A 12,007-nucleotide genomic window follows, 5' to 3' on the forward strand; every position below is an offset into this window, starting at 1 on the left:
CATGAACAGGGTCTCCCCGTCGCGCCACTCCTGGGCCTGCCGGTCGAAGCTGCGCGGGGTGGAGGCGATGGTGAAGGAGGCGACCGCCGCCCCCGAGGGCGTGAAGCGCATCTCGGGGTCCGCAGTCAGATTCCCGATAATCGTGATGACGGTATCGCCGGCCATTGCTTGTCTCCGTTCCGGTTAGGCGCTCAGGCCTCGGGGCGCAGCAACTTGGTGCGCAGCACCGACTCGTTCAGCCCGAGCTGACGGTCGAGCTCCTGGGCGATCTCCGGCGTGGCGGTCATGTCAACCACCACGTAGATACCCTCGGACTTCTTCTTGATGTCGTACGCCAGGCGCCGCTTACCCCAGACGTCGGTCTTGTCCACGGTACCCCCGTTGCTGGGGACGACCTGCAGCATCTTCTCGAGCGTGGGAGCGATGGTGCGCTCATCCGTCTCGGGTGCGAGGATGATCATGATCTCGTAATGACGCATGCTTAGTACCCACCTCCTCTGGTCTGAAGCGGTCACGGTCTCTCCGTGACAGGAGGGTGATGCGTTCGACCGCGCCGCCGCTTACGCGGGTGCGTACGCCGACGAGGCAGTCCGCCCGTCACCATACCCGAGGGCGCCGCCCGCCTTAAAGGCGACGACGGCGCCACTCGGCGTGTGGTGTGCCACGCTCCTTCACCCGGCTCTACGGCAAGCGCCAAGAAGCCGCGGCACACGCGCAGAGGTTGAGGTCATCCGCCCTGCTGGCCCCAGCCCTGACCCTGCCCCTGGCCCTGACCGTAACCATAGCCCTGACCCTGCTGGCCCCAGCCCTGACCCTGATCAGTCTGCTGGTTCTGGTCGCCCTGCTGGTTCTGCTGCTCTTGATTCTGGTCGTTCGGGTTCAGAGTGCCGCCGTTGTCGGTGTCCTCCTCATCGCCCTCATTCTGCTGGTCGGTCCCGGAGTCCTCGTCATCGTCCTCCTCGGCGTCCGTAGCCTCCTCGGTGGGCTCCGCAGTGGGCTCCATGGTGGGCTGCTCCACGGTCCCCGTACTCTCCTCCACCGGCGCCACTGGCGCAGGGGTCCCGTACAGGCCACCGGGGGTGTAGGAGCCGGCCGTGCGCTCGGGGAAGTACTCGATCGGCAGCTCCGCGAGCGCCGTGGCCATGTACTCGGTGAAGATGTCAGCCGGGTACGTCGAGCCGGTGATCTCGCCGTAGTAGCCCCAGGGGGTGATGGACTCCTCCGAGCCGTCCTCCCCGGTCTGGTAGAGCGTCACCGCAGTGGCGATCTGCGGGGTGTAGCCGACGAACTGCGCCGACTTGTTGTCCGAGGACGATCCGGTCTTCGCGGCCACCGGCCGCCCCAGCGCAAGCGCCGTGGTCCCGGAGCCGGCATTGACCACCTGCTGCATGGCGTAGGTCGAGTCCGCCATGACGTCGTCGGAGAAGACCTTCTCCCCGTCGGTGGATCCGGTGTAGGCCACCGCGCCGGCCGGGTTGGTGACCGAGTTGACGATGTGGGTGTGGTGCTTGGTGCCCTGCGCGGCGAAGGTCGCATAGGCGGTGGCGATGTCGATCGTGTGGGGTGAGGCCGAGCCGAGGACGTTCTGCACGTAGGCGTCCAGGCCCAGGGTGTCCTCCGGATAGCCCGCGCGCACCGCGACCTCGTTGGTGACCTCCGGGTCCACGTCCCGGTTGAGCTGGAGGTAGGTGGTGTTGATCGAGTAGGTGGTTGCCTTGACCAAGTCCGACCAGCCGTAGGAGACGTTCTGGTAGTTCTGGAAGGTGGCGCCGTCGATGACCATGGGCGAGTCGCCTACGTATCCGTTCGCGAGCGTGTCCCCGTTCTCCAGGGCGGCCACCAGCGCGAAGGGCTTGAAGGTGGAGCCCGCCTGGGCGACGGCGTCGGTGGAGGAGTTGACCTGGTTGGTCAGGTAGTCCTCACCGCCATACAGGGCCAGAATCCCGCCGGTAGTGGCGTCAATGGACACCAGGGCCGCACGCAGGTTCGGCGAGGCGCCCTCGGGCAGGTTCTCGACGGCGGCAACGGCGGCGTCCTGGTCCTCCTTGTCGATCGTGGTGACGATCTTGTAGCCGCCGGTGTCGATGTCCTCGGCCTCCATGCCGGCGTCGGCCTGGAGCTCGGCCCGCACCAGCTGCAGCAGGTACCCGGTGGGCCCGCCGTAGGTCTCCTTCGTCTGGGTGGCCACGGTCTCCGGCAGCTCAGCGGAGTCGTACTCCTCCTGGGTGATGTAGCCGTCCTCAAGCATGTAGTCCAGGACGCGCTGCCAGCGGGCGGCGGCCTGATCCGGGTCCAGGGCGGGGTCCCAGGCGCTGGGCGAGGGCAGGATGCCGGCCAGCAGCGCCGACTCCGACACTGTCATCTCGGAGGCCGGATGCCCGAAGAACGCCTCGGAGGCCGCCTCGATCCCGTAGGCACCGCGGCCGAAGTACACCGTGTTGAGGTAAGAGCCGAGGATGTCCTGCTTGCTCATCTCCCGGTCGATCTTGATGGCCATGATCGCCTGCTTGAACTTGCCGGAGTATGAGCTGGTGGTATCGACGTAGTAGTTCTTGATGTACTGCTGCGTCAGCGTAGAGGCACCCTGGAGGGAGCCGCCGCGCATGTTGTTGACGAAGGCGCGGACGATGCCCTTGGGGTCAATGCCGTTGTTGGAGTAGAAGGAGCGGTCCTCGGAGGCGACCACGGCGTTGCCCACGTAGTCGGGCAGCTGGGAGGCGTCGATGATCTCCCGGTCCACCTCCGCGAACTCGCCCATCACGGTGGTGCCGTCGGCGTAGTAAACGGTGGTGGTCTGCGCCTGGGCGAACTCGCTGGGCTCGGGCACCTTGATCATGGCGTAGGCGACGGCGAAGCCCGCCACCGCCATGACGATCAGGAGCAGGAAGCTGCCCAGGAGGAAGCGCCAGCTCGGCAGCCAGCGGTGAATCGGCCCCTTGCCGGCGCGCGGGTAGTTAAACCGACGCCGCCCCGAGGACGCCTGGTCGGCCCGGACCGCGGCGGTGGCGGGGTGCCTGGCGTTGCGCGGCTTTAGGACAGCGTTCTTACGGGGCTTGTTGACCCGCCCGGCGTTGGCCGCCTGGGCGAGCTTCCGGCCAGTAGGGCGGGCACCGCCCTGATTCGCGGAGTCTGCCATGCGCTCCTCTTCCTCTACGCAGCTTCATCCGGCTTCATCACATCACGTCAGGGCCGCCCGGGGCCACTGTTCGGGCTGTCAGATGCGTCTATTCCGCGCATTGCGCACCCAGGCACCGCCCATAGGCGCCTTCGCAGCCGCTGGGACAGGGATGGGACCGCGCTGAATCAGTGCCCGCGGCGAACGGTGCTGGTACCGCGCCTGCACCGCTGGTGAGATACGGGTATGAGCGCACGCACCGCCACTGCTCCCGCCGCGCAATCGCCAGCGGCCCCGTGGGCCCTGCCGGGAGTCGACGTCGCCGCCGGCCTGGGTACCGATCCCGCCACTGGCCTGAGCGCCGCCGACGCCGCGGCCCGGCTGGCCTCCGACGGCCCCAACGAGCTGCCCAGCAAGCCGCCGGTGCCGGCCTGGCGGCGCTTCCTCGCCCAGTTCGCCGACCCGCTGGTCTACCTGCTGATCATCGCCATCGTCATCTCGGCGGTGGCCTGGGTGCTGGAGGGCGCGCATGGCGTGCCCGTGGACGCCCTGGTGATCCTCGCGGTGATCACCCTCAACGCGGTGCTCGGCTTTGTGCAGGAGAACAAGGCCGCCGACGCCGTCGCCGCCCTGTCCGCCATGACCCAGGCCTCCTCCACGGTGCTGCGGGACGGGGCGCGCGTAGTCGTCCCCTCGGCGCAGCTGGTGGTCGGGGACGTGCTGATCCTGGGCGAGGGCGACCAGGTGGGCGCCGACGCGCGCCTGCTGAGTGCCGCCTCCCTGCGCGTGATCGAGTCCTCCCTGACGGGTGAGGCCGACGCCGTCTCCAAGAGTGCCGACGCCGTGGCCGCGGACGCCGACCTGGCCGACCGCACCGCCATGGTCTTCCGCGGCACCTCCGTGGCCCAGGGCTCCGGCCAGGCCGTGGTCACCGCCACGGGCGGCGCCACCGAGATGGGCGCCATCGCGCGCATGCTCGACGCCGTCGAGGACGAGGACACGCCCCTGGAGCAGGAGATCACCCGGGTGTCCAAGCTGCTCGGCGGCATCGTGGTGGTCATCGCCGTGATTGTGGTGGCCACCCTGCTGGCACTCGCGCCCGAGCGGGACGCGCAGTCCTTCATCGACGCCCTCCTGCTGGGGGTATCGCTGGCGGTGGCGGCCGTGCCGGAGGGGCTGCCGGCGATCCTGTCGGTGGTGCTGGCGCTGGGCGTGCAGCGGATGGCGCTGCACCAGGCGGTGGTCAAGAAGCTCAGCAGCGTGGAGACCCTGGGCTCGGCCTCGGTGATCTGCTCGGACAAGACCGGCACCCTGACCCGCTCCGAGATGACCATCCAGGAGGTGGTCACCGCCTCCGGCACCACCGTGGTCACCGGCATCGGCTACGAGCCCAACGGAGACGTAGCCCCCGACGCCGACCGTGACGGGCACCCCGACGACGAGCCCTTGGCGGGCGCGCTGCGCGAGGAGGTCACCGTGGTCCTGTCCGGCGGGGCCATGGCCTCCGACACCGAGCTGGCCGAGGATGCCGGGGTCTGGAGCGTCGTCGGCGACCCCACCGAGGGATCCTTCCTGGTGGCGGAGCGCAAGCTCGGCACGCAGGGCAGTCGCGAGGGCCGTTTCACCCGGGTGGGCATGGTGCCCTTCACCTCCGAGCGCAAGCTCATGTCCGTGCTGTACACCGACGCCAAGCACGGCACCACCATCCTGATGGCCAAGGGCGCCCCCGACGTGCTCATGGAGCGCTGCACCCGGGTGCGCGTGGGCGAGGTCGACCAGCCCCTGGACGCGGCTGCGCGCGCGGAGTTCAACGCGCATATCGCAGACATGTCCGGGCGGGCCCTGCGCACCCTGGCGGTGGCCTACCGGGACCTGGACGCCGACGAGGCGGCCGCCGTCGCCACGGCGGGGACCGACGGCGTCTTCGACCACCTGGAGCACGGGCTGACACTGGCCGGCGTCGTCGGAATCATCGACCCTCCCCGCCCGGAGGCTGCCGCCGCCGTCGCCGAGGCACACCGGGCCGGGGTGCGCGTACTCATGATCACCGGCGACCACCCCGCCACCGCCGGACGTATCGCCGCCGACTTGGGCATCGCCGCGCGCGGGGCCCGCGTGCTCACCGGCCGGGAGCTGTCCGGCATGGATGACGCCGCGCTGGCGGACGCCGTCGGGAGGGTGAACGTGTACGCGCGGGTGGCGCCGGAGCACAAGCTGCGGATCGTCGGGGCCCTAAAGGCGCAGGGGCAGACGGTGGCCATGACCGGCGACGGCGTCAACGACGCTCCCGCCCTGCGCTCCGCCGATATCGGCGTGGCCATGGGGGTGACCGGCACGCAGGTCACCAAGGAGGCCGCCACCATGGTGCTGGCGGACGACAACTTCGCCACCATCGTGGCGGCCATCCGGGAGGGCCGCCGGATCTTCGACAACATCCGCAAGTTCCTGCGCTACCTGCTCTCATCCAATATGGGTGAGGTGCTCACCGTCTTCGGCGGGGTAGTGCTGGCCGGCGTGATCGGGCTGACCGGACACAGCGAGTCCGGGGTGGTGCTGCCACTGGTGGCCACGCAGATCCTGTGGATCAACCTGGTCACCGACTCCGGGCCGGCCCTGGCGATGGGTGTGGACCCGAGCGTGGAGGACGTCATGGGGCGACCGCCACGCCGGCCTGACGAACGGGTCATTGACGGGGCCATGTGGCGCGGAGTGCTGCTGGTGGGCGCCGTCATGGCGGCCGCGACGCTCGGCACACTCGACATCTTCCTGCCCGGCGGGCTGATCGAGACCTCCCTGAGCGTGGACGACCTGACCACCGCACGCACCGCCGCCTTCACCACCCTGGTGCTGGCGCAGCTGTTCAACACCGTCAACTCCCGCTCGGAGACGGTCTCCGCCTTCCGGCACCTGCTGGTCAACAAGTGGCTGTGGGGCGCGATCGCCCTGGGCGTGGTGCTACAGGTGGCGGTGGTGGAGGTGCCGCTGCTGCAGGCAGCGTTCTCCACTGCGAGCCTGGACCTGGTGCACTGGGCGGTGGCCGTGGCCATGGCCTCGCTGGTGCTGTGGGTCGATGAGCTGCGCAAGCTGGTGCGCCGGGCGCGCCTACGCAACCCAGAGTACTGACCGCCCGCCCTCCACCACCGAGACCGGCACTTGTAACACACCGAGACCGGTAGAAGCGACGTGCCGAAATGGTGGTGTCAGGGGTGGTTGGTGCCACCGTTCACTCCGCCTCATCCTGATCCGCATAATCGGCCAGCAACCGCGCGGCCAGCCCACGCATGCGCGCCCGCAGGTCACGCGGCTCAAGCACGCGCACGTCCCCTGCCAGGCGGGGCAGCGCCTCCAGGGCGTGGGAGACATCGGCGAAGACCACGCGCGCCCGCAAGGGTGGGCGGTCTCCTCCCGTGGACGCAGGAGTCTCGCCATCGACGACGGCGATATCCGTCTGCTCCCCGCCACCCTCGATCACCTCCGCCTTCACCAGGCTGCGCAACCGGCCTAGGGCGGCAGGCCGCACCTCCAGGAGCGCGGGCAGAGGATGAAACCGGGAGCGGAAGCGCTCGCGGGCGGCATGCCACTCGGCGAGTAGATCGAACTGGACGTCTACAGGTTCTGCGGCGCCTGCAACTGCGACCCTCCCGAAGCCGGTCGACTTGCCGGACCCGTCCTCCGACCCCGCCGAGGCCGACCACGATTCCGCACCGTCGGCCTCGCATGTCTCCAAATCGTCAATGCGGTCCAGGCGGAAGAAACGGGTCCCGTGCTCCGAGCGTCCCACCAGGTACCAGTCGGAGCCGGCACACAGCAGACCCAGGGCCGGGATGACCACCTCGCGGATCCTGCCCGACTCGCCCGCCGTGTACCGGAAGCGAACGCTACGTCCGTGCTCGACCGCCGCCAGTGCCTTCTTAAGCCACGGTCTCCCGCCGACGCCGGGCAACCACCCCTCGGGGTCGATGACCACCCGGGATCCGAACCACAGCACGTCTCCCGAGCTCTCGGATGATCCCCGTCCGGCCGCGGAGACGGCAACCTTGTCGAGCGCCCGGCCGACGGCGTCGTCGAGACCCAGGGCACCGGCGCCCGCTAGCGAGACGACCGTGGCCAGCGCCCGGGCCTCATCCTCATCCAGCCCCAGCAGGTCCGGGCGCCAGTGCGGCAGCAGGCTCACTCCGCCGCCGCGCCCCTGCTGCGTGTAGACCGGGACGCCGGCCGCTGACAGGGCCTCGACATCACGCATGACCGTGCGGACGCTGACTTCGAGGTAGTCGGCGAGCTCGGCGGCCGGCGTCGGCGCGGTGCGCCCGCTCAGCATCCAGATCATGCGCAGCAGCCGATCCGCGCGCATCTGCCCTCCCCATCCATGACAGAAGATGTCTGGTTTTTCGTTTCAGACTTGAGCCTAGCCGGTGACGGCGGGCCCTGCCCGCAGTCCCGGCCGCCACCGAATACAGTCGCAGAAGGAGATCGCGATGAAAGCCGACCTCAGTGCCTATATCAGCTTCGCCGGACAGGCGCGCCAGGCACTCACCTACTACCGCGAAGCCCTGGGCGGAGAGCTGGACATTGAAACCTTCGCCGCCTGGGAGGTTCCCGCCGAACCGGGCCACGAGCAGGACGTGCTTTACGGCGTGCTGCGCACATCGGACGGCTTTGTGCTGCGCGCGACGGACCGACCGTTGTCAGAGGCGCCGGTGCAGGTGGGCTCCGCCGTCGCCCTGTGCTTGAACGGGCAGGAGCGCGAGCGCCTAATCGCCTGCTGGAAGGGCCTGTCCCGGAACGCACAGGTAGCCGAGCCCTTGGAGGAGACGCCCTGGGGAGACCTCAACGGGGTGCTCGTCGACCCCTTCGGTCTGCGCTGGATCTTCAACATCGGCGCCTCGGAGTAATGCGAGTGGGCGCGCCAGCGCGACCCTGCCGGACGCACAGCGCTCAGGCGACTGTCTCAATACCCGCCGAGTTGAGCAGGTCCCGCACGGTCATCGCCAGGGGCCGGGGCAGAAGACCAAGCTCCTCGCGGGCACGCCTACTGGAGACCGCTGGGTTGTCGGCAAGGGCGCCGAGCGTGGCCGGGGTGAACACGTCGGTGCCGAGCCGACTACCCACCGCCTCCCCGAGGGGCGCGAGCGGCCGCGCCCACTCCAGGGGGAGCGCCAGGCGCAGCGGAGGTCGACCGGCCAGCACCGCTCCGAGGGACATCACGGTCACGAGCTGCGCGCGTATGCCGCTCAGCAGGTAGGAGCGTCCCGACCTGCCCCAGTCGAGCGCCACGGCGATACCGGCGGCGACGTCCCGCACGTCCACCCAGTCGAAGCCGCCCGCAAGCGTCGCCGTCCGGCGTCCCCGCGCCGCGGCAAGGATGAGAGAGTTGACGCGCGATCCGTGATCGACGGGGCCGATGATCCCCGTGGGCAGGCAGATCACCGCATCCAGGCCCCGCGCCGCCTCGGCCAGCACCGCCCGCTGACCGACGGCCTTGGAGCGGTCGTAAAGCGGGCGGCCCGCGCCCGCCAGTGGCGTCGTCTCGGTGATGACTCCCCCCGTGGAGCAGTCCAGGGCGTGGATTGAGGAGCAGTGCACCATGCGTATGCCACGGCGCCGGGCCTCGGCCGCCACCAGCGCCGGGCCGCGGGTGTTCAGCTGCCAGGCCGCGGGGTCGCGGCGCCACAGGGTGACTCGCGCGGCGAGGTGGACCACGGCGTCGCAGTCCTCCATGGCCTCATGCAACTGCCGGGGGTCCAGCACGGAGCCGGTGACCCACTCGACGCCGACTGGCGGGGCGGCGTCGGAACCCGGAGGGTGCGGCTCCATGGCCCGTACCTGCCAGCCCGCTGCCGCGAGCCGCGGCAGCAGGTTCAACCCGAGGTGCCCGCCGCCGCCGGTCACAAGAACACGCTTCACCCCTCAAGTGTCTCGCAAAGGTCACGTTGAGGCCACCCCTGCGCACCTATTGACCTGTCCTATGCGGGCCTCACCCCAGACCCGGCAGGTCGGCCACCTCGCGGGGCCGGTCGCCCAGCGCCCGCACACCAGTCCGGTAGGCCAGCGCCACGCACCACACGAAGCCCACCAGGGTCACCTGAACCGCCCGTGACCAGCCGACGTCGGGCAGCACCAGCACGGCCGCGCCGGCCGCCACGCACTCTGCGGTGTTGAACAGCACGTCGTAGATGGAGAAGGCGCGCCCGCGGTAGGCGTCGGCGGTGTCGCCCTGGACGATGGTGTCGACGGCGATCTTGGCGCCCTGCACGCCCACGCCGAAGATGAATATCCCCGCGGTCATGACGGCCTGCCGGTAGGTGGCCACAACCAGCAGCTGCCCGATGCTGCCGCCGAGCAGGCACATGACGATCCAGGTCGACGGCGCCACACGCTCATGCGCCAGGGGGGTGAGCACCACCGCCAGGCCATGGCCGGCGACCATGGCCCCCATCAGGGTGGCGAAGATGGCGAGCCCCGTGTCGGCGTCCTCGGGGGCGGCGAGCAGGTTGCGGGCGGTCAGGATCATGGTGATCACTTGCATGCCGTACACGAAGCGGTGCAGCGCCATGGTGGTCAGTGCCAGGCCGGGGGTGCCGCGGCGCACCAGGTAGCGCACCGCGTTGACGAGATCGCCCGCGGTGGCCGCGAGCGCGACGCCTAGGCCGTCGTCGGCGGGCCTATCCGGGCCGAGCTGTCCCGCGCCGAGCCGGGTCACCACCCCGGCGGCCAGCACGTACAGCACCATGGCGCTCAAGAGGCTGGCGGTGTCCTGCGCGGTCCCAGCCGGCAGCGCCAGCCGCAGCACGAAGCCGATGACCGCGCCGAGCGCGGTGGCCGCGCCGCCCAGGGTGGGCACGATCGAGTTGGCGGTCAGCAGCCGCCGGTGGTCGATAATCTGCGGGAGCCCGGCCGACAGCACCGACAGCAGGAAGCGGTTGATGCCCAGCGCCACCAGCACCAGCACATACACGGCTGGTCCTATGCCCCAGGCCCGCAGCGCCAGCGTGGTCAGTGCGATCACGCCGGCGCGCGCCAGATTGCCGTACAGGAGGGTCTGCCGACGCCGCCAGCGGTCGATGAATGGCCCGGTGAAGGGGCCGACGACGCTGAAGGGCAGCAACATGACCACCAGTGCCGCGGCCACGCCCGCGGCACTGGTCATGTTCTGCGGCTGAAAGAAGAACAGGGTGGCCAGGCCCGCCTGCACCATGCCGTCGCCGGTCTGCGAGACCAGGCGCACCCCCAGCAGGGTCCGGAAGGCCGGGACGGAGGCGAGGTCCTTGAGGTCGTCGGTCAGGCGCATGGGTCAAGACTTCCCCATGCGAGCGCCGACGACGGTTAGCGTCCGCTGTGAAATCCGGCGACTCGCGCGGCCTCCCCAGCGCACGGGAGCTCACCGGCACACCCGTGTGCCAGCGCGTAGGGCGAACCGTACGCCCGCGCTTGCGGGTTGACAGGCCATCCCCCGGCGGTTAGTCTCACTGTCGCACTTACTAAATAGTAAGTAACTCGCCTTGGCGAACACAGCCGTTCGACGAAAGGGCCCACGCACATGGCACAGCAGCCCGCGCACGCCACCGAGAATGACACCTCGACCCCATCCAACCTCGCACCCGACACCGGCTTGCCGCTGCCACGAAGCGCGATGGTGCGCTTCGGCATCGGCTTCCTCTGCATCTCCCTGCTTTGGGCGACCGGCCTCAACACCATCGCCGCAGTCCTGCTGCCGCAACGCCTGAAGGACATCGGCGTCGACAACCCCACCGCCCTGCTCGGCACCATCTCCGCGGTGACCGCCATAGTGTCACTGTTCTCCAACCTCATCTTCGGCAACCTGTCCGACCGCACCCGCTCCCGCTTCGGAAAGCGCAGCCCCTGGGTCATCAGCGGCGGCGTACTCGGCGGCCTGTGCCTGTTCGCCATCGGCATCCTCACCAACGCCGGCCTAATCACCCTGGTGTACTGCGTGTGCATGGTGGGCCTGAACATGATGCTCGCCCCGGCAGTGGCCGTGCTGTCCGACCGCGTGCCCGAGACGATCCGCGGCACCATGTCCACCTTCTGGGGAGTCGGCGCCTCCATCGGGTACCCGATCGGCGCAATCGTCGGTGCCCGCTTCATCTCCGAGTCCGGCGCCGCCGTCTCCGGCTTCACCCTCGGCGGCATCCTGATGGGCATCGCCGGCATCTTCGCCGTTCTGGTGTGGCCGCGGGAGCGGTCCTCCGTGAATGAGGCCTCAGACGCCGGCACCCTGAAGGACCTGCTGGTCTCCTTCATCCCGCCGATCCACGGGGCGGCCGACTTCTGGAAGGCCTTCATAGGCCGCTTCACGATGCTGGTGTCCTACCAGATGATCAACGCCTACCAGCTGTACATCATCCAGGACTACCTGGGCCTGTCCACCACGCAGTCCGCGGCCACCGTGACACTGATGTCCACCATCACGCTCGTGGTCGGCCTGATCGGCGGCTTCATCGGCGGCCCGCTCTCCGACCTCCTGCACCGCCGCAAGGTGCCGGTAGTCATGGCCTCCCTGTGCTTCGCCCTGGGAGTTGCCATGCCCTGGATTATGCCGACCACTACGGGCATCTACCTGTTCGCCTTCATCGCCGGCTTCGGCTACTCGGTGTACAGCTCCGTGGATCAGGCCCTGAACGTGGACGTGCTGCCCAATCCCGAGACTGCGGGCAAGGACCTGGGCATCCTCAACGTCTCCACCACTCTGGGCCAGATGTCCGGACCGGTGATCACCTCCGCGATCGTCACCGCCACCGGCGCGTACACGCTGGTGTTCCCCGTGTCTATCGCCTGCGCCGTCGTCGGCTGCTTCTCCATCCTGGCGATCCGCTCGGTGCGCTGAGCACAACCCAGCGCGGCCGACCGGGGCACGAACACCCCGGTCGGCCG

9 protein-coding genes are annotated in these 12,007 nt (G+C 69.4%); 3 read left to right on the forward strand and 6 right to left on the reverse strand.

Going from position 1 to position 12,007, the window contains the following annotated elements; translation table 11 throughout:
- From GZ998_RS09630 to GZ998_RS09640, 3 genes are all read right to left on the reverse strand, one after another.
- On the reverse strand, nt 1-165 hold a 165-nt coding region (locus GZ998_RS09630), incomplete at its 3' end, for a single-stranded DNA-binding protein (protein WP_219109327.1).
- A gap of 26 nt (nt 166-191) precedes the next feature.
- Entirely contained in the window at nt 192-479 is a 288-nt protein-coding gene (gene rpsF, locus GZ998_RS09635) for a 30S ribosomal protein S6 (RefSeq protein ID WP_161925161.1), read from the reverse strand.
- A 248-nt stretch (nt 480-727) separates the two neighbouring features.
- The gene (locus GZ998_RS09640; RefSeq protein WP_219109711.1) at nt 728-3,136 is read right to left on the reverse strand and encodes a transglycosylase domain-containing protein; all 2,409 of its coding nucleotides are present in this window, start codon (nt 3,134-3,136) and stop codon (nt 728-730) included.
- Nucleotides 3,137-3,361: 225 nt separating this feature from the next.
- Here GZ998_RS09640 and GZ998_RS09645 point away from each other — a divergent pair, with 225 nt between their 5' ends.
- Nucleotides 3,362-6,238: a cation-translocating P-type ATPase gene (locus GZ998_RS09645; RefSeq protein ID WP_219109712.1), complete on the forward strand. Its 2,877-nt coding sequence runs from the start codon at nt 3,362-3,364 to the stop codon at nt 6,236-6,238.
- Nucleotides 6,239-6,338: 100 nt separating this feature from the next.
- On the opposite strand, the gene GZ998_RS09650 is transcribed toward GZ998_RS09645, so the two are convergent.
- A complete protein-coding gene (locus GZ998_RS09650) occupies nt 6,339-7,466 on the reverse strand; it encodes a YafY family protein (protein ID WP_161925164.1) in 1,128 nt (375 codons plus the stop codon).
- A gap of 124 nt (nt 7,467-7,590) precedes the next feature.
- On the opposite strand from GZ998_RS09650, the gene GZ998_RS09655 reads away from it, so the two are divergent.
- On the forward strand, nt 7,591-8,007 hold the full coding sequence (locus tag GZ998_RS09655) for a VOC family protein (RefSeq protein ID WP_161925165.1): 417 nt from the start codon (nt 7,591-7,593) through the stop codon (nt 8,005-8,007).
- A 43-nt stretch (nt 8,008-8,050) separates the two neighbouring features.
- Here the strand turns inward: GZ998_RS09655 and GZ998_RS09660 are convergent, their stop codons facing one another.
- Both GZ998_RS09660 and GZ998_RS09665 read right to left on the reverse strand, forming a co-directional pair.
- On the reverse strand, nt 8,051-9,019 hold the full coding sequence (locus GZ998_RS09660) for an NAD-dependent epimerase/dehydratase family protein (protein ID WP_219109713.1): 969 nt from the start codon (nt 9,017-9,019) through the stop codon (nt 8,051-8,053).
- Nucleotides 9,020-9,089: 70 nt separating this feature from the next.
- Nucleotides 9,090-10,403 carry an MFS transporter gene (locus tag GZ998_RS09665; protein ID WP_219109714.1) on the reverse strand — a complete coding sequence of 438 codons (1,314 nt, stop codon included), beginning with the start codon at nt 10,401-10,403 and terminating at the stop codon, nt 9,090-9,092.
- Between the two features lie 249 nt (nt 10,404-10,652).
- Here GZ998_RS09665 and GZ998_RS09670 point away from each other — a divergent pair, with 249 nt between their 5' ends.
- Entirely contained in the window at nt 10,653-11,960 is a 1,308-nt protein-coding gene (locus GZ998_RS09670; RefSeq protein WP_161925168.1) for an MFS transporter, read from the forward strand.
- The last annotated feature ends 47 nt before the right edge of the window (nt 11,961-12,007 follow it).

Source organism: Actinomyces sp. 594, assembly GCF_019325145.1.
Classification (GTDB): domain Bacteria; phylum Actinomycetota; class Actinomycetes; order Actinomycetales; family Actinomycetaceae; genus Actinomyces.